Genomic DNA, 18,669 nt, shown 5'->3' on the forward strand with positions numbered 1-18,669 from the left:
CACCAGCGGCTCATCCGTCGGCGCATTGTCGATCGTCGCACTGATCGTCGCCGTTCCACTTCCCTCATCCACCGTCACATCACCCAGGCTCACCGCCGTGATGTCGGTCGTGTCTTCCACAACGACCTGCGCCGTCGCTGTCGTATCCAGCGATTCGTATTCCGCTCCGCCCGTATAGCTGCTGATGCTGACCGTATTGGTCTCGCCATCCACATACGGATCATCGCCCTGCACCACAAACTCGCTGGATGTCGCTGTCGTCTCCCCGACTGCAAACGTGATCGTCGCGCCATTATCCAGCGTCAACACCAGCGGCTCATCCGTCGGCGCATTGTCGATCGTCGCACTGATCGTCGCCGTTCCACTTCCCTCATCCACCGTCACATCACCCAGGCTCACCGCCGTGATGTCGGTCGTGTCTTCCACAACGACCGTGGCCGTGTCATCTGTGTTCAGATCATCAAATCCACCACCTGTCGATCCAATGATCGACACCACAATCTCTTCAGAATCAATAAACGGATCATCACTGGGAGCATCAAAGGGATCCGAAGTTCCGGTCGTTTCTCCGACTGGAATCGTGATCGTCACACCATTGTCCAGGCTGATCACCAGATCAGTTCCAACCACTGGACTATCAACAGTGGCAGTAATCGTGGCGCTGCCACCCTCATCAACCGTCACATCTCCAAGGGTGACCGTGCCTGTAACAGGCGGAATGGGAGGCTCAGGTGTCGGCCCAGGAGTGGGCAGGGGCGTAGGCGTTGGGAAAGGGGTGGGCTCAGGAGCAGGTGCTGGAGTCGGTGCCGGATCCGGAGTGGGACCCGGTGCCGGCAGAGGAGGGGTGGGTGTGGGTTGAGGGGTCGGTGTAGGGGCCGGCTCAGGCGTGGGAGTTGGGGTGGGCTCAGGCGTCGGCGAGGGCGACGGTTCTGGAGATGGAGAGGGCGTGGTCTCTGGATTGTCAAACGCCGTGAGGGTGGGGGTCCCTGTAGAGGTGTCGACAGACGCAAGATTCGCGAGGGCAGGGCTCGACCCAACCAAACGAGTGCTTGTGGATGGAGAGGCTCCGCCGCCGCCTAGGGAGGGCAGGCCCCCGCTGCCACCACCTGCAGGGATGAACGGACCATCGCTGGAAGAACCACCAACAGGGAATGTTGTGCCAACATCACCCGGCGACGGCTGGTCAACCTGCTCCGTGAAGTTGTCGAAACTCTGGGTGGGGAGGGAAGAGGCACCGGAATCGGGATCGATCCAACCACTTTCCTGGTAGTTCGGATCAAAGGCGACGGATGCGGCCGCCTGCCGTTGGATCTCCTCAGACTGATTCGCCACCGAATCTGCACCAGCCGACTCAGTGGTTTCAACCGGATTGGATCCAGTGATGTCGTCAGCCATGGGGGGTCTGGGCAGGGGGTCACGCTCACCAGAGCAGGACCGATCGGATCCCACTGGTGCTTGATGCCTTTACCGTAGATGAGCTGACCACAAGCCAACAGGCCGGCTTCCCGTGATTCCGGGGATGCTGGAAGCATCTGAGCGATAGATTTCGGCGACGCAGCCAAGATCCCAGTCGCCGCAAGGGATCTGAAGAGCTGAGAGGAAGCTGAGAATCAAGCAGAATGCCGACGTTACAAAGACATCAACCTGTGGAAAACAAACGAACTCAGCAATCGAAACTCTGAATTTCCTGAACCTCTGAAGAAGCCTGCTCCAGCAAAGGCTGCTGGGTCTGCGACATGTCGAGCAACGCCTGTACATGCCCGTCCAAAGCTCCGAGCACGGCGGCGCCATCGGCATTGCCAAGGTCGTCGTACACGATGGCATCATGATCAGCCAGTCCCTGATCATGAAGCGTGTCGGCCAGCGCGTTCAGAAGATCCTGCTGAATCTCATGGTATTGCTCAAGCGGCAGGCCTTGATCCTCAAGATAGGTACTCACTGTCTGGTCGAGGCCATAGGCCAGCTCAGCCGTTCCCAGGCGAGGAGCCGAATCCATCGACTCCGCAGGATCAGGATCGATCCGGCCGAGTCCATCGAGATAAACGGCCACCAGATCATCGAGAGCAAGATCACCTGCTCGGCCGCCAGTAGGAAAGTTCTCGCCAAGGAGCGAGACAGTCTGCTCGGCAGACATCAATCGACACACGGTGAAGACACCGACCCTAAGGGCACCATGAACGCTGAGGCAATGCAGCAAGGCTTGAATCCGATCACGATCGGCGTCTCCATCGCCAGATCAACCGTGGAGATCGCCCTGCAGAGCCGAAAACAGCAGATGCCGCAGCAAGTTTGGTACAAGCTGAAAGGATGCTGAGAAACAGACTCAGCGAGACTCTCGCAGGGCCGAATTCAAGGTGCGGGTGAATGGCTGGAAGAGGTAGCGAAGGACACTGCGCTTGGGTCCCTCAATATCAGCAACGACAGGCATACCAACCTGTATCGGAAACTTCTTGTCGCCGGAGCCAACGTACTGCTGATCCAAGGAGATCCTAGTCTCATAGTAGTACTGCCGATCGTCAGGATCTTGAACCGTAGAGGGGGAGATATTCAGGACCTTCCCTGAAACTGATCCATAAATACTGGAGTCAAACGGCTTCAGCTTCACGCTCACGGTCTGCCCCTTGCTCACAAAACCGATATCTGTCGATCGCACCCGGGCTTCAACAATCTTGGGGGAGTTGGTGGGGACCAACGACAACACCACGGATCCAGGAGCAATAACGCCACCAGTCGTCTTGAAACGGAGATCATTAACCTCTCCACTGATCGGAGCCCGGATTTTGGTACGGTCCAGCTGGTTACGCAGCTTCTTGATATTCTGCGACACGACTGCTTCCTCGTTCACCAAGGCAGCAATCTGGCTGCGCTCCTCAAAGCGGATCCCGGAGTTGAGGCTGCGTAGCTCCGCTTCAGCCTGAAGCAACAGCTTGGTGGCTTGAGCGCGGGTACCCAGCAACGAAGCCATCTTGGTCTGAGACTCGGCCACCTGCTTGTCAACCTGTAACAAATTGAGCCGGGATGCCGCACCGGAAGCCACAAGGTTGGCATACATCTGCCGCTGCTCCTTAAGCAAATTCTGCTCAACCCGATAGCGCTGAATCTGAGCGTCAAGACCCTTCAGCTCTTCTCGCTTCTCATTGATCTTTTCATTCACCTGCCGAATCTGGTCCGTACGGTTTTCAATCCGGCTATCTAGCAAGTCACTTTGCGCCTTGGAGACTTTGTCACTCGCACTTTGACTTAAAGATCCGCTCTCTCCACGGATCGCCGCCTGAAATTGACGCTGCTGCAGCATCAGATTGCGAAGTTGCTGTTCGATAGCTCGGTATTCGCTTTCGACAAGATTGGGACGCAACTGCAACATCACCTGTCCTTGGCTCACCATATCGCCGTCGCGAACATCAACCCTCTCGACAATGCCGCCCTCAAGGTGCTGCACAACAGACACTTCACCCTCCGGAATCACCTCACCCGAAGCGCTCACAACCTGGGTGATCGGCGTCAGTGCCGCCCAGGGGAAAAAAATCAGAACAGCGGCACCAAGACCATACAGCGCATAGCGCAAATAGCGGTTATCAGGTTTTTCCTCCAGTTCGAGGGCCTGACTGAGGCGATGGCGTCCCACCAGTGTGATGGCATCCGGCGTGTCACTGCCGAGCAACGGCGACGCAAGCCCTCGGTCGGGAGGAAGGCTCAAGGAAGACTCTGGGATCGCCGGCAAGTTGGTCATGGGAAGAAAGAAAGCGAGTGGATCTGGAGGACCTGATGACGTGTCAACAGGACTCAGGATGCAGGTTGTGGCTGCTTCATCTGCGATCGCAGCTCATCAGCTGTGCCCTGGAAGACCGTGACCCCCTTATCGAGAATGCAGAGGCGATCGGCCCGCTCCAGCAAGAGTTTGTTATCAGTAGCCAGAATGACGCTGCGGTCCTGGCCCGAGAGGCTGCAGCGCCGAAGACTGGGCAACACCTCCAGCACGGCATCGAACTGGGCCGGTGCGAGGCCCTGACTCAGATCGTCCAGGAGCAGAATCGGAGTGTCCTTGATCACGGCTTGCGCAAGGGCAAAGAGCTTGCGAATGCCTTTCGGAAGTTGAAATACAATTTCGTCTGTCAGGGCAGTTTGCAAGCCGTCGGGAAGATTCTCCAGAAAATCTAGAATCCGCAGCTGCTGGCAAACACCGCGGACACCAGAAAGGGTGGCGTCTGGGTTCATGGCTGTGAGGTTGGATAGTACCGTACCCGGCAAAAGCTGAACGTCAGACATCAAGTAAGCGATATTCCTCTGGATTCCGTCCACACCAAATTGGCGGTAATCCTTGCCATCGAACAGCAACGTACCACTGACCAGCGGATAGAGCTGATCAATGACTCGCAGCACGGTCGATTTACCACAACCGGAATTACCTGTGATCGCAAGGATTTCACCAGGAGATACTGTCAGCGAAACCCGCGTGATCGCGAATTTGTTTTCAGTTCCCAGCCGGCAAGCAGCGGAGTCGAGCAGGATCGATCCCCGCAATCGTGTCGTCGAAGTCGTATCCTGTGAAGCCCTCGGTTGGGAAGCTGATCGTATCTTGAGAAACTGATCCAGCTGCTGATACTGATTGCGCATGGTGGTGTAACGCAACAAGGCACTCATCAGCAGCTGGAAAGGTCCGAAGATCCTCCAGACAAAGAACATGGCGGCGATCAGATTTCCGAACTGCGGAGCCACCACATTGTCCAGACCTGCTTCTCCCTGGGCGATGTTCAGGGCCATCAAGGCCCCGATCGCCAGGGTCAGAACCCCGGCAAGCTGAGACGTGGTGCTGGAAATCACCTGTAATCGGCCAACCTGGCCGTTGATGGTGAGAGCAGAAACACTGCTTTGGGCAGAAAGTCCACGGAGCCGCTGCAGCCACACCCACTCGACGTTGGCAAGCTTCACCTCGAGAAAACGATGCACAAGCTCAAGCTGAGCTTGGCTGATGCTGGTGCCAGTAGCCTGATTGAGGGTTGCAGCGCCTGAGTAATAGCGGCTCATCAACCAGACCAGAAGTCCGCTCACCAGCATCAAGACAAGCGGGACCAGGACCAGCCAGCCGGCAATGAATGCCACCGCAGCCAGATAAACCGTGATGAAGGGAAAATCCAGGCAGGCCAAGGCCAGGGGGCCTTGCACATAACCAAGCAGGCTCTCGAGATTGCGGAAGCGGCTGGTCAGACCAGATTGGCCGAGGGACTCAATCTGACGATAGTCAAGACCGAACAATTTCTCCACCAGACTCACTCCCAGCAGAGCTTCAAGCCTGCCGGAAAGCTGCGAAAGAGAAGACGCACGCCACTGGCGCAGGTTCCAGTCAAGGAAAAACAGCACAACCACTCCCAGGAAGATCCAGAAAGTTGAAGTCAGGCTGTTACTTGGAATGGAAATATTATAGATTGCCCGCATATAAAAGGGCAAGGCGAGCCCAAGAAGCGCAAGAGCAAAGCTGATTGCATAAAGAACCCAGATGCGATTGCTGAAACGATAGAAAATCTGCTTCAGCAGAGTGATCCGTTCCGTGCTGCCCCGATCCTGAAGCCACACCAGCTGACCAGAAGCCGGAATCTCAGTAAGGGCACAACGGCCGAACACATTCCCAGCCACCAGATCACCCTTGGCGGTGAGCGAGATCACGTAGGCAATATTGTCTGGGCTCACATAAAGAGCCGGCAACAACTGTGGATTGAGTTGACTCCAAGCCTGAACTGTTTCGGTACGGCTGCCGTAACCCAGACGCAGCAACAGGTTGCGGGCATCAACCAGATCCATCTGGCGAGGGTCTCGGCCCACCAGCTCAAACAACTCCTCGGGGCGCCCCGTCCACATCAGCTGCTGCAACAGCAGCCTGACGCAGAAGGCCATCGGCGCTTCCTGGCTGAGCGTGAGATCACGCAGCAGAACGGTGCGGCTGGTCACGCGATCACCTCAGGAAGACGAATGGGAAGTTGGATCTGCTGATCGCTGATCGAAACCAGGACGTTACCCACGCCATTGAGCAACACCGTGGTATGACCCTTGGTGCGCTTGAGCACGCGCTCCAGGCCATCGATGAACTGCTTGCCATAAGAACAATCACTCAAATCAATCATCACAACTTTCGGATCTGTCGCCAGAGCACGGACCAACTGAAACAGATGCAGGGCATCACTGGATAGTCCACTGGGCATTGAAGTGCCAATCGTGGTGTTATATCCATCCGGAAGGGAGCGAACCTTGGCGTCAAGCCCAATCAGATAAGACCAAAAAAGAGCTCGTCTTCGATAACGAGTCGGCTGAAAACTAGTGATATTCTGCAAAAGAGTCCCCTCAAAGAATTCCATCGAGGGATCCACATACACGATCTCATTCCTGAGCGAGTCTCGGCGAAAGGAAGCTATTGGAATGGTGTCAACCTTCAGGTTGAGGAAAGTCTCGACCTGAATCATTGCCAGAAAGAGGTGACGCACATCGCCACCAAAACTGGAGTCCTTCAGCAACACCGAGGAACCGATCAGAATCGGCTCCAGAACGTGTCCCTCGACTTCCAGCTGAAGCGACTTCTCAAGATTCAGCTCCTCGTTACCACCAATTGATTCCGTTGGGGTGGCCATCAACAGGTCGAATTCCTGTCGCGCATGGGTGAGACGCCGGTAGCTGTTCCAAAGCCCCATGGCCTGTTGCCAGGGGGAAAGGATCTTGCCGCCAAGCAGCAGGGCAGCGGCCAGAGCACCAGACAGCAGATCACCACGGATGACCAGGAAGGCACCCCACGTGATGATCGCCGCCATGGTGAGCTGCGACATCAGGGAGCCAAAGGCCTGGTAACGGCCATTGAACTGGTTGGATTGCATGCGCTGCCAGGCCAGCTCCTCCTGGCGATGCTCGTTTCCCACAAGAAACTGACGACCCAGACCATTGGATTTGATCAGATTGATCGCATCCATCAACCTGTTTTGATAATTGAGTCGATCCAACTCAAGGCCATCATTGCGCCTGGAAATCTCTTCATATTGACGAGCAAAAGAAAGAGAACGCAGCAGATACACCACAATCGCCAAAACAGCGATGAAGCCAACACTGCCAGCAATCAAAAATAGAACCAGAACAAAGATCAGTGAAAAAGCCAGATCAATCGCAGTATTCAGCGCCTGCAGGGAACTCTCATCGCGCAGGAGGTTGATACTGTTCAATCGCTCGGCATGGGTCGTGGGCGGAGTGCGCAGATAGTCATCAAGACGCATCTGAGAAAAGTGGCTCAACGCCATCAAGCGCCGGCCATGCTCGATCCGTGCGCCATCAGCGCCGGTGAGGGTGAGACGCACCGTTTTCAACCAGCCCGAAAGCAGCATCAACACCACAACTCCCACCGTGAGCACCCAGAGGCTTGAGGTGGAACTGGTGGGCAGAATTGAGGTATAGACAATATTGATGTAAAGTGGCGAGGAGAGCTCAAGAAGATTGATCAGAATCGAACTGATCAGGATTGGCCCCAATTGATACCGACTCCAATCCAGTTCGCGCAAGGACTGAAAGTATCGATGCCGGATCAACTCCTCAATGAGCTCCACAGCCATGCTGATGGACTGCCTGATGGAAGACCACCAGGAGCTGAGTGTGCTGAACGCCAAGGCCACAAGACTGTCTCGAAATCTCAACGGAATGGCTGAGACATCGCACAGACCATAGCCGGTAGCACAGCCTAGCCACGCCCGCAAATTGGGGCTGGAATGAAATCAAGCCTAAATATCTCTTAATTCTCATATTCGTCTTGAAACAAGACAACCGCTCGTGGTTGGGTGGTTATGTTGGACCCGTTGCCATGAAAGGGCCGTTCGTGAACCAGCCCAACAGGGCGCATTCCCCAGCAATCGCCAGCGCGAGCATCGCCAGTCTGCCGTTCATCATGTATCGCTTCCGCCTCAGCTCCGATCAGGTGCAGGTGGAGCTTGTGGCCAATGGCAACAGCCAGCGGGTGCCGTTTCAGGTCCTCGGCCCCACGAGCGAGGTGGCCTTTCTGGAGGAGCTGCTGGAACAGCAGTTCGGTACCCTCACGATCAATCCGGCCGAGCTTTTCTCGTTTCTGGAATCAGACTGCTGGGTGAGGCAGTGCTTCGCCGAACCCCAGCTGGTGGAGGGGGATCTCAAGGCCTCCCCCTCGCAGGACACCAGCTTTCAGCTCCAGACGCTTGGCAACAAGCTCGTCCAGGCTGGCATTCTGACGATCGATGAGCTTGAGCATCTGCTCGAGGACTATCGCCCCTTTTCGGAGACCCAGCGCTTCGGCGAATTCCTTCGTCTGAATCTGCAGGTTCCGCCCCAGCTTCTTGACCTTCTGCTCAACCCGGCTCTGTTTGACGAGCAGGGGTTCAACGAGAAGCGACTCGGCGACAGGCTGGTGGAGATGGGCTGCATCAGTCAGAGCCAGCTGGATGGGGCCCTGGCTCAGCAGAAGCGTGAAGGCGGCCGCATCGGCGAACTGCTTGCCCAGAAGGGTTTGATCTCCGAGACCACGGCCCGTTTCTTCTCCATGGCCAGGGTGAACGACAAGGGGCAGATCGACTACAACGCCGTCGCCTGAGCAGGTTCCCGCGGAAGCCTGTCGCGGTAGAGAGCATCGGCCATGCGCGCCGTCTGCACGATCGGACCGACATCGTGCACTCGCAGCACATCCGCCCCCGAGGCGATCGCTGCCACGCAGACCGCTGCCGTGCCCCACAGGCGAGCCCGGGGGCGCTGTTCCTGCAGCACCTCACCGATGAAGCGCTTGCGGGACGGACCCAGCAACAGCGGAAAACCCTCGCTCCGGAGCTCGGGCAGGCCCCGCAGCAATGCCAGGTTCTGCGCCGTGGTCTTGGCGAATCCCAGGCCGGGGTCCCAGAGAATCTGACTGACCTGCACACCTGCTGTGAGGGCCCGATCCGTGGCGCGCAGCAACTCGTCGCGCACGGTCGGAACCACAGCACCGTAAGTCGCCATCCTGTCCATGGTCTGGCTGTCGCCGCGGCTGTGCATCAGCACATAGGGACACCCCGCTGCAGCCACCAGGGGCAACATCGCCGGATCCCGTCGACCGCCGCTGACATCATTGATCCAGTGGGCGCCGGCCTCCAGAGCCGCTTCGGCCACTGCCGCATGAAAGGTGTCGATCGAGAGCCGCGGCGCGGAGCCCCCCCCCATCGCCTGCAGGATCAGGTCCAGGCTGGGCATCAGCCGCTGCAGCTCCACGTCCGCCCCCACCTCCACAGCTCCGGGGCGGGTGCTCTGGGCGCCGAGATCGAGCAGGTCGGCGCCCTGCTTCTGAAGGATCAGGGCCTGGCGCAATGCGGCCTCGGGGGCGAGGAAGCAGCCACCGTCGCTGAAGGAGTCGGGGGTGAGGTTCACGACCCCCATCACGAGCGTGCGTTCGCCCCAGCGCGGCAGCGCCGCCGGCGCGGACCTCATGCCGGCGGCTGGTAGTTGGCAATGCGGGCGAATCCCTGGGGATCGAGGGAGGCGCCGCCCACCAGCACCCCATCAATCTCCGGCTGGGCCATCAGCTGGTCGATCGTGGCAGGGTTCACCGAACCGCCGTACTGGACGATCACGCCATCGAAACCCACCCAGCCGCGGATCAGGCCACAGATGCGGTTGGCCTCATCGGCGGCGCAGGTCTTGCCGGTGCCGATCGCCCAGATCGGTTCGTAAGCCACGATCAGCCGCTCCGGATCGATGCCCTCGAGGCCCTGCTCCACCTGGCGGTGGATCACCCGCTCGGTTTCGCTGGCCTCCCGCTGGTCGAGGCTCTCGCCGACGCACAGGATCGGGATCAGGCCGGCCGCCTGGGCGGCGCGGGCACGCAGATTGATCTGCTCGTCGGTCTCGCTGTAGTACTTGCGCGGCTCGCTGTGGCCCACGATCGCGTGGGTCACGCCATGCTCCAGCAGCATCGGCGCCGAGACCATGCCGGTGTAGGCCCCCTTGTCTTCCCAGTGCACGTTCTGGGCCGCGATCTGCACGCCGGAACCGGCCAGGGCGGCACTGAGGGTGGGGATGGCGGTGAAGGGTGGCGCCAGCACCACCTCCCGATCAGCGGGCAGATCCTCCACCGAGGGCTTGAAGGCCTCCGCAAAGGCCTGCGCCTCGGCGCAGGTCATGTGCATCTTCCAGTTGCCAGCGATGACGGCCTTACGCACCAGCAGGTCCTCTCGGCGAAGTGAGGCAAACGCTATCTGGCGGTGGGATCGGGCACCACCAGCACCTCCCGTCCATCGACCTCCACGGCATCGCCGAGGCCCAGCTGCCGGCCCCGCCGGGTCTCGATGGCACCGTTCACCCGCACGTCACCGCGCTGGATGCGGAGCTTGGCCTCTCCACCGGTGCCCACCAGCCCCTGCCATTTCAGGAATTGATCAAGCTTCATCGAATCAGGGGCTGATCGCGGCGGACGATTGATAAGGTTCGCCGATGTTCGCACCCTCGCCGGCCGGCTTCCGGCGTCTCCTGCCCCTGCTGGCGCCCCACCGGCGCCGCCTGCTGGCAGGTGGGCTCTGCACCCTGGTCTACGTGGCCTGCTGGCCGTTGCTGGCCTGGCTGGCGGGTCGTCTGATCCCAGCGATCGGTGCCGGCGATTTCCGCCGTGTGCTCGAGTCGATCCTGGCGGCGCTGGCGGTGTTCCTGGTGCAGAAGGCCGCCCAGTTCGGCCAGGACACCCTGCTGGCCGGCCCGGCCCTGCAGGTGAGCCAGGAGCTGCGTCGCCGCCTGTTCTCGCGGCTGCAGCAGCTCGATTTCGGAGCCCTCGAAAAGCTGTCGGCCGGCGATCTCACCTACCGGCTCACCGAAGACGCCGACCGCGTCGGCGAGGTGATCTACAAGACCATTCAGGACACCACCCCCAGCGCCCTGCAGCTGGTGGTGGTGCTGGGCTACATGGTGTGGCTCGACTGGCCGCTGGCCCTGGCCACCCTGCTGCTGGCTCCGGTGGTGGCGCTGCTGGTGAGTGTCTTCGGCGCCCGGGTGATGACCGCCGCCGAGCGCAGCCAGAAGCAGGTGAGTGATCTGGCTGCCCTTCTGGGCGAGGCGATCGGCGGGCTGCCCCTGGTGCGCGCCTACGCGGCCGAACCATGGCTGCAGCAACGCTTCGATCGGGAGATCGACCTGCACCGCCGCGCCCGTTACCGAACGCTCCAACTGCTGGCGCTGCAGCATCCGGTGGTGGGCTTTCTTGAAGCCGGCGGCATCCTGGCCGTGCTGCTGATCGGCGCGGCCCGCATCCAGGCCGGTGGCCTCGACAGCCAGGGCTTCAGCAGCTACGTGGCGGCCCTGTTGATGCTGATCGATCCGATCTCGCACCTCACCACCAACTTCAACGAATTCCAGCAGGGACAGGCCTCGCTGCGGCGGCTGCGGGCGATCGAGGCTGAGCCCACCGAGCCTCCTGACCATGCCGATGCCCAGCCCCTCGGCCAGGTCCGCGGTGAACTGGTGCTGGATCAGGTGAGCTTCGGCTACCCGGGCGGCAGCACCGTGCTGCACGACCTCGACCTGCGGGTGGCACCAGGACAGGTGGTGGCCCTGGTGGGACCCTCGGGCGCCGGCAAGAGCACCCTGTTCTCGCTGTTGCTGCGGTTCAATGTGGCCGGCACGGGTCAGGTGCTGCTGGACGGCCAGAACCTCGCCAACCTGCGGGCCCGCGAGCTGCGCCAGGCCGTGGCGCTCGTTCCCCAGCAGAGCAGTGTGTTCTCCGGAACCGTGGCCGAAGCGATCGCCTTCGGCCGGCCGGCCAGTCTCGAGCAGATCCAGGCCGCCGCCCACACCGCCAATGCCGCAGGGTTCATCGAGGCCTTGCCCCTCGGCTACGCCAGCCGTATCGAGGAGCGGGGCAGCAACTTCTCCGGCGGCCAGCTGCAACGGCTGGCCATCGCCCGCGCGGTGCTGGGCGATCCGGCGGTGCTGTTGCTGGATGAAGCCACCAGCGCCCTGGATGCCGAGGCTGAAGACGCGGTGCAGCAGGGTCTGGAGCAGGCCATGGCCGGGCGAAGCGTGCTCGTGATTGCCCACAGGCTGGCGACCGTGCAGGAAGCCGACAGGATCGTGGTGCTCGATCGGGGCCGTATCGTCGAGCAGGGCAGCCACGCGGAGCTGATGGGGCACGCCGGCCGGTACCGCGAACTCTGCGAACGTCAGTTCATCCATCTCGGATGACGATCAGTGGCATGATCATTTTTGAGCGTCGCGGGTCTGATTCCCTGCTTGCCCAATCGCCATGGATCCCGAGCCGCAGCCTGCCGAGCCCACGCCATCCAACCCCAAGCCAGCGGAACAGCCCCGCAAGCAACTGAAGAAGCCGGTGGCACCCCCGGGCTGGGAATACCGGGTGCTGCACGTCAACGTGGACAACAACAGCACCCCAGGACCGCCGAATCCAAAGAAGGACAGTGCCAAGCTGGGGGGCGCGCTGAGTCCGGAATTCCTTAAACGGGAGTTCCCCGATCAGTACAAGAACGCAGACTATAAGGTGATGCATCCAGCCGAACAGCTCCAATTCTTCCTCAACCAGCTGGGTCGTGATCGCTGGGAGTTGGTGGAGGCGGCCCAGGTTGGAACGCTGTTGATGTTCATTTTCAAACGCCCGGCCATCCCTGCCTAAAGTGAGGCCTGATTCAATGGGTTCCCAGTGACCGACTCCAACCTGCAGCAACCTGTGCTGACCTTTGAGGGCAAACGCTATGACCTCAACACCCTGCCTCCGGAGGCGAAGGAGCTGGTGCGGGGCATGCAGGTGGCCGATACACAGCTTCGCATGCACGAAGACACTCTCAAGGTTCTTGCGATTGGACGGCAGTCCATGGCGATGCAGCTCAACGAAAAACTGAAGGAGATCAGTCCGCTCCCCTAGGCTGACCGAGGGAATCGCCGAGGGCGATAGCGGAAAACTGACGCCTTCATCCGATTCACTGACCCTCCCGCCCCATCCAGGCTCCCGTCAGTCAACGAGTTGGACTGACGGGAGCCTGCCCAGCATGGCTTCAATCCTGATCAGCAGAATCTTCGATCACCACGGCATCAAAGTTGTAGCGGCGTGTCAGCTCAAACACCGTGCCGGAGAGCAGCAGCAAGCCGATCAGGTTGGGGATCGCCATCAGACCGTTCAGGATGTCAGCAATCGTCCAGACGATTGAGGTGGTCTGTACCTGGGCCAGGGCATTGGGGCCAGACTGGGAGCTTATGGCGCCCAGCACCACGGCCACGACCCAGAGGTAGCGGAAGGGCTTGATGCCTCGCACTCCCACCAGGAATTCGAGGCAGCGTTCGCTGTAGTAACCCCAGCCCAGAATGGTGGTGGCGGTGAAGAACACCGTGCCGAAGGTCACCAGCCACATGCCACCTGGCATCCCCCAGTCGAAGGCACTCATGGTGAGGGCCACACCGGTTTCGCCGGATTCATAGGCGCCGCTCATCACAATCACCAGGGCCGTCATCGTGCACACCACGATGGTGTCGATGAAGGTGCCCAGCATGGCAATGCTGCCTTGCAGCACCGGATCACCGGGCTTGGCGGCTGCCTGGGCAATCGGTGCCGTACCGAGACCGGCTTCATTGGAGAAGATGCCGCGGGCGATGCCCTTCTGGATCATCACCCCCAACGCACCACCGGCCATGGACTGAGCGGTGAAGGCATCCGAGAGAATGGTCCCGAAGGCCATCGGGATGCGGTCGTAATTGCCCACCAGGATCACGATCCCGCCCAGCACGTAGACGATCGCCATGAAGGGCACCACCACCTCGGTGACCCTGCCGATCCGCTCAATGCCGCCGATCAGCACCAGAAAGGTGATGGCACCCATCACCACGCCGGTGACCAGCTCCGGCACCCCCATCGACTTGTGCAGGGCGAGGGCAAGCTCATGGGACTGCACACTGTTGCCGATGCCGAAGCCGGCCAGGGTGCCGAAGATGGCAAACAACGCCCCAAGCCAGGCCCAGCGCGGACCCAGACCGTTGCGGATGAAGTACATCGGCCCTCCCACGTGCTCACCGAGCTCGTCAACCTCGCGGTAGTGCACCGCCAGCAACGATTCGGCGTATTTGGTGGCCATGCCCACCAGGGCGATCAGCCACATCCAGAACACCGCCCCTGGCCCGCCCGTTGCGATGGCGCCGGCGACCCCGGCCACGTTGCCGGTGCCGATCGTGGCAGCAAGGGCGGTGGTGAGGCTCTCGAAGGCATTCACATCGCCCTCTCCCTTGGTGTTACCGATCGAGGCAATGGCCTGCCGGAAACCGAAGCCGATGCGGCGGAGGGGCATGAAGCCCAGTCCCACCATCAGATAGAGGCCGGTGAGGCCGATCAGCCACAACGTGATCGGACCCCAGACAATGCCGTTGATCTGGTCGAGAACCTGCAAGACAGGGGAGGACGCACGTGCGCCGATGGTCTCACGGGCACTGCCCAGTGGCCAGCCATCCCTCAGGCGAGAGGTTGCAGATCCTCGAATCGGAAGCTCTGACGGCCGGAATCGCCCTCAGAATCCGTTTCGATCACACGTTCGCCCAGCACCCAGGGACCCGCTTCTGTGAGAGGCACAAAGGTATCGGTGAAACGGCTGAGGCCACCACGGAGGGCACCCGTGGCGGGATCGCTGTATTGGCTGGTGTATTGGTGGCTGAGATAGCCATGGCCGGTGTCGGTGACGCTGCCGGTGAAGATCGTCACCACGGTGCCGTGGATGTGGCGGTGCACCATGGTCACCACCCGGTCCTTGATGCGGTAGCGGTCGCCCTCCCCCTTGCCACCCACGATCACCTCGGTACCCACGGCATCGGTATCACCAGCCGTGAAGGTATTGGCGCCGTGGGTCTGCTCGAAACTGCGGCGCACCCGGTGGATCGCCACTTCCCACAGCTGGGAGGCCACGGCCTTATGCACCTCCTCATCGTCGAAGCCCTCCACCGTGGCCTTCAGATCAGCACCCACCGTGAAGCTGCCCTCCAGCCGCCGCTCCCCCTGCTCCCACATACAGCGGCCGCGGTAGCCGCCGAAGCCGGGATCCCAGGTGTAGCGGTTCTCGTAGGCGGCCCGGAAGGCGGCGGTGCAGTCGCTGCCCGGGGCAGGCACGCTGCCGCCGGCCACAGCGGGGTTGGAAGCGGCGGTCGAAACGGCGGAGGTCGCGGGCGCGGGGCTGGAGGCCAGGGTCATGGGCGGCGGGAGATGGTGGCCAAACCCTACCCAGGCCGGCAGCGGCCGGTGTTGAGGCCTGCTGCGGCCAGTGCCAGTGCTCAGGCCACCGGCGCCGCGACCCGGTGAATGTCCTGCAGGGCCGTCACCTCAAGCGTCTGCTGTTGCAACGCCGCGATCGCCTCCACCGCAGCCAGTCCACCGGCCAGAGTGGTCACCGTTGGTACGGCGTAATCGAGCGCCGCCCGGCGGAGGTAGGTGTCGTCGTGGGCGGCCTGCCGCCCGATCGGCGTGTTGATGATCAGCTGGATCCGGCCAGAGCGGATCGCATCCTCGATGTTGGGCCTGCCCTCGTGCACCTTCAGCACCCGCTCCACCGGCAGGCCGCCGTCTTCCAGGGCGGCGGCGGTGCCGCTGGTGGCGATCAGGGAGAAGCCGAGCCCATGCAGGCTCCGGGCCACCGGCAGCAGGCCGGCCTTGTCGCGGTCATGGGTGGAGAGGAACACACTCCCACCCGTGGGCAGGGCATCGCCGGCGGCGATCTCGGCCTTGGCGTAGGCCATGCCGAAGCTGCGGGCGCTGCCCATCACCTCGCCGGTGGAGCGCATCTCGGGTCCCAGCACGGTGTCGGATCCAGGGAACCGTTTGAACGGCAGCACCGCTTCCTTGACGCTCTGCAGCGGCGGCACCGGTTCGGTGGTGAGGCCGAGATCCGCCAGGGTGCGGCCGGCCATCAGCTGGCTGGCCACCTTGGCGAGGGCCACACCGGTGGCCTTGGCCACGAACGGCACCGTGCGGGAGGCGCGCGGGTTGGCTTCGATGATGTAAACCGTCTGGCCGCTGGCGGCATCCCCCTGCACGGCGAACTGCAGGTTGATCAGGCCGCACACCTCGAGAGAACGGGCCAGGGCCGCGGTCCACTGGCGGATGGTGGCCAGGGCCTCGGCACCGAGGGTGCGCGACGGCAACGCACAGGCGGAATCGCCGGAGTGGATGCCGGCCGGCTCAATGTGCTCCATCAGGCCACCGATCACCACCCGGCCCTCCCGGTCGCAGAGGGCATCGACATCCACCTCCGTGGCGTTCTCGAGGTACTGATCGATCAGCACCGGATGGTCGGGAGACACCTGCACCGCCTCCACCATGTAGCGGTTGAGCTCGCTCTCATCGGCCACCACCTCCATGGCCCGCCCGCCCAGCACGTAGCTGGGGCGCACCACCACCGGATAGCCCACCCTGGCGGCCACGGCCCGGGCCTCGGCATCGGTGCGGGCCAGGCCGTTGCGGGGCTGGCGCACCTCCAGCTGGCGCAGGATCGCCTCGAACTGCTCACGGTCTTCGGCGCGGTCGATCGATTCCGGTGAGGTGCCCCAGATGCGGGTGCCGGTGGCGGCGCCCTCGGGGCTGTTCAGCCAATGGAGCAGGGGGATCGCCAGCTTGAGTGGCGTCTGGCCGCCGAACTGGACGATCACTCCCTCCGGCTGCTCGGCCTCGATCACGTTGAGCACGTCTTCGAAGGTGAGGGGTTCGAAGTAGAGCCGGTCGCTGGTGTCGTAATCGGTGGACACCGTTTCCGGGTTGCTGTTCACCATCACCGTGGCGAAACCGGCCTCCTGCAGGGCAAAGGAGGCATGCACACAGCAGTAGTCGAACTCAATGCCCTGGCCGATGCGATTGGGGCCGCCGCCGAGGATCATCACCTTGCGGCGGGTTTCAGGCTGCACCTCGTCTTCCGGTGGCACCAGCTGCAGCGAACCGTCGGCGGCGATGCGTTCCAGGGGGCGCTCGTAGGTGGAGTAGTGGTACGGGGTGCTGGAGGCGAATTCGGCGGCGCAGGTATCCACCGTCTTGAACACGGCCCGCACCCCCAGTGCCTGGCGATGACGCCGCACCGCCAGCTCCTCGCTGCCGGTGGCCCAGGCGATCTGGCGATCGGAGAAGCCCAGCTGCTTGAGCTCCAGCAGAGCGGCGGCATCGAGCTGCTCCAGCCGACGACCCTGCAGCAACCGGCCTTCGGCGTCGACGATGCCGCGCAGCTTGGCCAGGAACCAGGGATCGATCGCGGAAAGCCGGTGGATGTCCGCGTCGCTGCGGCCGGCGCGCATGGCGTCGCGCACGGCGAAGATCCGTTCGGGGGTGGGGGTGCGCAGGGCCCGCTCCAGCTCCGTGCTTTCCAGCTGCCGCTCGGGACGGTCGCAACCCCAGCCGGCATGGCCGGTCTCGAGGGAACGCAGGGCCTTCTGGAACGACTCCTCGAAGCAGCGGCCGATCGCCATCGCCTCCCCCACCGACTTCATCGAGGTGGTGAGCACCGGTGAGCTGCCCCGGAACTTCTCGAAGGCGAAACGCGGAATCTTGGTCACCACGTAGTCGATCGTGGGCTCGAAGCAGGCCGGTGTGGCACCGGTGATGTCGTTGATGATTTCATCGAGGGTGTAGCCCACCGCCAGGCGGGCGGCGATCTTGGCGATCGGAAAGCCGGTGGCCTTGGAGGCCAGGGCGGAGGAGCGGCTGACGCGGGGATTCATCTCGATCACCACCACATCGCCGTTGGCGGGATTGATCGCGAACTGGATGTTGCTGCCGCCGGTGTCGACCCCGATCTCGCGGATGATCGCGATCGACTGATCGCGCAGCCGCTGATACTCCCGGTCGGTAAGGGTCTGGGCCGGCGCCACCGTGATCGAATCGCCGGTATGCACCCCCATCGGATCGAGGTTCTCGATCGAGCAGACGATCACCACGTTGTCGGCGGTGTCGCGCATCACCTCCAGCTCGAACTCCTTCCAGCCCAGCAGCGACTTCTCGATCAGGATCTGGGAGACGGGGCTGGCCTCCAGGCCGCTCTTGCAGAAGGCGCGGAATTCATCGGGGTTGTAGGCGATGCCGCCGCCGGAGCCGCCCAGGGTGAAGGCGGGGCGGATGATCCGCGGATAACCCCCGATCTCCTCTCCCACCACCTCGGCCTCCTCCAGGCTGGTGGCGATGCCGGAGGGGCACACGGCCACGCCGATCCGCTCCATCGCCTGCTTGAACAGGTCGCGGTCTTCGGCCTTCTCGATCGCCTCCAGATTGGCGCCGATCAGCTCCACCCCGTAGCGCGCCAGGGTGCCGTCGCGGGCGAGGGTCACCGCCAGGTTGAGGGCGGTCTGGCCGCCCATGGTGGGCAGCAGGGCATCGGGCCGCTCGATCTCGATCACCCGAGCCACCACCTCGGGGGTGAGCGGCTCGATGTAGGTGCGATCCGCCATGTCCGGATCGGTCATGATCGAAGCCGGGTTGCTGTTCACCAGCACCACCTCGAACCCCTCGGCCCGCAGGGCCTTGCAGGCCTGGGTGCCGGAATAGTCGAACTCGCAGGCCTGACCGATCACGATCGGCCCCGAGCCCAGCAGCAGGATGCGACGCAGGTCCGTGCGGCGGGGCATGGGGGGGCGATGGCCAAACGGGCTCAGCCTCTCATGGGCCCTGGCTGGTTCCCGTGCTGGATGGCACCAATATCACCTTGA

16 protein-coding genes are annotated in these 18,669 nt (G+C 62.0%); 5 read left to right on the forward strand and 11 right to left on the reverse strand.

What is annotated here, in order from left to right; translation table 11 throughout:
* Both VB716_RS15450 and VB716_RS15455 read right to left on the reverse strand, forming a co-directional pair.
* Nucleotides 1–1,395, reverse strand: a 1,395-nt coding sequence (locus VB716_RS15450; RefSeq protein WP_323270946.1) for an immunoglobulin-like domain-containing protein, incomplete at its 3' end; no start/stop codon positions are given.
* A gap of 268 nt (nt 1,396–1,663) precedes the next feature.
* The gene (locus VB716_RS15455; RefSeq protein ID WP_197154953.1) at nt 1,664–2,134 is read right to left on the reverse strand and encodes a hypothetical protein; all 471 of its coding nucleotides are present in this window, start codon (nt 2,132–2,134) and stop codon (nt 1,664–1,666) included.
* Between the two features lie 39 nt (nt 2,135–2,173).
* Between VB716_RS15455 and VB716_RS15460 the strand changes: the two genes are divergently transcribed.
* On the forward strand, nt 2,174–2,314 hold the full coding sequence (locus tag VB716_RS15460) for a hypothetical protein (RefSeq protein ID WP_197170032.1): 141 nt from the start codon (nt 2,174–2,176) through the stop codon (nt 2,312–2,314).
* A 9-nt stretch (nt 2,315–2,323) separates the two neighbouring features.
* Here VB716_RS15460 and VB716_RS15465 read toward each other — a convergent pair whose 3' ends face one another.
* From VB716_RS15465 to VB716_RS15475, 3 genes are read right to left on the reverse strand one after another with little or no spacing between them, the layout of a single operon-like run.
* A complete protein-coding gene (locus VB716_RS15465; RefSeq protein WP_197154949.1) occupies nt 2,324–3,730 on the reverse strand; it encodes an HlyD family type I secretion periplasmic adaptor subunit in 1,407 nt (468 codons plus the stop codon).
* A 53-nt stretch (nt 3,731–3,783) separates the two neighbouring features.
* On the reverse strand, nt 3,784–5,943 hold the full coding sequence (locus tag VB716_RS15470) for an ATP-binding cassette domain-containing protein (protein WP_323270947.1): 2,160 nt from the start codon (nt 5,941–5,943) through the stop codon (nt 3,784–3,786).
* Complete coding sequence (locus tag VB716_RS15475) at nt 5,940–7,580, reverse strand: ABC transporter transmembrane domain-containing protein (protein ID WP_197154947.1); 1,641 nt, start codon at nt 7,578–7,580, stop codon at nt 5,940–5,942. The genes VB716_RS15470 and VB716_RS15475 overlap by 4 nt, the downstream gene beginning before the upstream one ends.
* Before the next feature lie 245 nt (nt 7,581–7,825).
* Here VB716_RS15475 and VB716_RS15480 point away from each other — a divergent pair, with 245 nt between their 5' ends.
* Nucleotides 7,826–8,584: a hypothetical protein gene (locus VB716_RS15480; RefSeq protein ID WP_322757126.1), complete on the forward strand. Its 759-nt coding sequence runs from the start codon at nt 7,826–7,828 to the stop codon at nt 8,582–8,584.
* Here VB716_RS15480 and folP read toward each other — a convergent pair.
* Genes folP through VB716_RS15495 form a run of 3 tightly spaced genes read right to left on the reverse strand, consistent with a single transcriptional unit; the run spans nt 8,566 to nt 10,405 of the window.
* Entirely contained in the window at nt 8,566–9,447 is an 882-nt protein-coding gene (gene folP / locus VB716_RS15485) for a dihydropteroate synthase (RefSeq protein ID WP_323270949.1), read from the reverse strand. The two genes, VB716_RS15480 and folP, sit on opposite strands and share 19 nt — an antisense overlap.
* A complete protein-coding gene (gene tpiA / locus VB716_RS15490) occupies nt 9,444–10,178 on the reverse strand; it encodes a triose-phosphate isomerase (protein WP_322757128.1) in 735 nt (244 codons plus the stop codon). The genes folP and tpiA overlap by 4 nt, the downstream gene beginning before the upstream one ends.
* 32 nt (nt 10,179–10,210) lie before the next feature.
* A complete protein-coding gene (locus tag VB716_RS15495) occupies nt 10,211–10,405 on the reverse strand; it encodes an RNA-binding S4 domain-containing protein (protein WP_322757129.1) in 195 nt (64 codons plus the stop codon).
* A 44-nt stretch (nt 10,406–10,449) separates the two neighbouring features.
* Here VB716_RS15495 and VB716_RS15500 point away from each other — a divergent pair, with 44 nt between their 5' ends.
* From VB716_RS15500 to VB716_RS15510, 3 genes are all read left to right on the forward strand, one after another.
* Nucleotides 10,450–12,186: an ABC transporter ATP-binding protein gene (locus VB716_RS15500; protein WP_323270951.1), complete on the forward strand. Its 1,737-nt coding sequence runs from the start codon at nt 10,450–10,452 to the stop codon at nt 12,184–12,186.
* A gap of 61 nt (nt 12,187–12,247) precedes the next feature.
* Nucleotides 12,248–12,631, forward strand: coding sequence for a hypothetical protein (locus VB716_RS15505; protein ID WP_231597845.1), 384 nt, complete (start codon nt 12,248–12,250; stop codon nt 12,629–12,631).
* A 27-nt stretch (nt 12,632–12,658) separates the two neighbouring features.
* Nucleotides 12,659–12,880, forward strand: a complete 222-nt coding sequence (locus tag VB716_RS15510) for a DUF6447 family protein (protein WP_197154936.1) — start codon at nt 12,659–12,661, stop codon at nt 12,878–12,880.
* A 130-nt stretch (nt 12,881–13,010) separates the two neighbouring features.
* Here VB716_RS15510 and VB716_RS15515 read toward each other — a convergent pair whose 3' ends face one another.
* From VB716_RS15515 to carB, 3 genes are all read right to left on the reverse strand, one after another.
* Complete coding sequence (locus VB716_RS15515) at nt 13,011–14,390, reverse strand: sodium:alanine symporter family protein (RefSeq protein ID WP_323270952.1); 1,380 nt, start codon at nt 14,388–14,390, stop codon at nt 13,011–13,013.
* Between the two features lie 62 nt (nt 14,391–14,452).
* Nucleotides 14,453–15,181 carry a DUF3386 domain-containing protein gene (locus tag VB716_RS15520; RefSeq protein WP_323270954.1) on the reverse strand — a complete coding sequence of 243 codons (729 nt, stop codon included), beginning with the start codon at nt 15,179–15,181 and terminating at the stop codon, nt 14,453–14,455.
* Between the two features lie 80 nt (nt 15,182–15,261).
* A complete protein-coding gene (gene carB, locus VB716_RS15525) occupies nt 15,262–18,588 on the reverse strand; it encodes a carbamoyl-phosphate synthase large subunit (protein WP_323270955.1) in 3,327 nt (1,108 codons plus the stop codon).
* Nucleotides 18,589–18,669 lie beyond the last annotated feature (81 nt).

The organism is Synechococcus sp. CCY9201, assembly GCF_034931105.1.
Taxonomy (GTDB): Bacteria; Cyanobacteriota; Cyanobacteriia; order PCC-6307; family Cyanobiaceae; genus CBW1002.

Coding starts and splice junctions, on each gene's coding strand:
- VB716_RS15480 (WP_322757126.1), top strand. CDS start 7,826: ATGAAAGGGCCGTTCGTGAACCAGCCCAACAGGGCGCATTCCCCAGCA.
- VB716_RS15475 (WP_197154947.1), bottom strand. CDS start 7,580: ATGGCTGTGGAGCTCATTGAGGAGTTGATCCGGCATCGATACTTTCAG.
- VB716_RS15495 (WP_322757129.1), bottom strand. CDS start 10,405: ATGAAGCTTGATCAATTCCTGAAATGGCAGGGGCTGGTGGGCACCGGT.
- VB716_RS15520 (WP_323270954.1), bottom strand. CDS start 15,181: ATGACCCTGGCCTCCAGCCCCGCGCCCGCGACCTCCGCCGTTTCGACC.
- folP (WP_323270949.1), bottom strand. CDS start 9,447: ATGAGGTCCGCGCCGGCGGCGCTGCCGCGCTGGGGCGAACGCACGCTC.
- VB716_RS15465 (WP_197154949.1), bottom strand. CDS start 3,730: ATGACCAACTTGCCGGCGATCCCAGAGTCTTCCTTGAGCCTTCCTCCC.
- carB (WP_323270955.1), bottom strand. CDS start 18,588: ATGCCCCGCCGCACGGACCTGCGTCGCATCCTGCTGCTGGGCTCGGGG.
- VB716_RS15500 (WP_323270951.1), top strand. CDS start 10,450: ATGTTCGCACCCTCGCCGGCCGGCTTCCGGCGTCTCCTGCCCCTGCTG.
- VB716_RS15505 (WP_231597845.1), top strand. CDS start 12,248: ATGGATCCCGAGCCGCAGCCTGCCGAGCCCACGCCATCCAACCCCAAG.
- VB716_RS15460 (WP_197170032.1), top strand. CDS start 2,174: ATGAACGCTGAGGCAATGCAGCAAGGCTTGAATCCGATCACGATCGGC.
- VB716_RS15455 (WP_197154953.1), bottom strand. CDS start 2,134: ATGTCTGCCGAGCAGACTGTCTCGCTCCTTGGCGAGAACTTTCCTACT.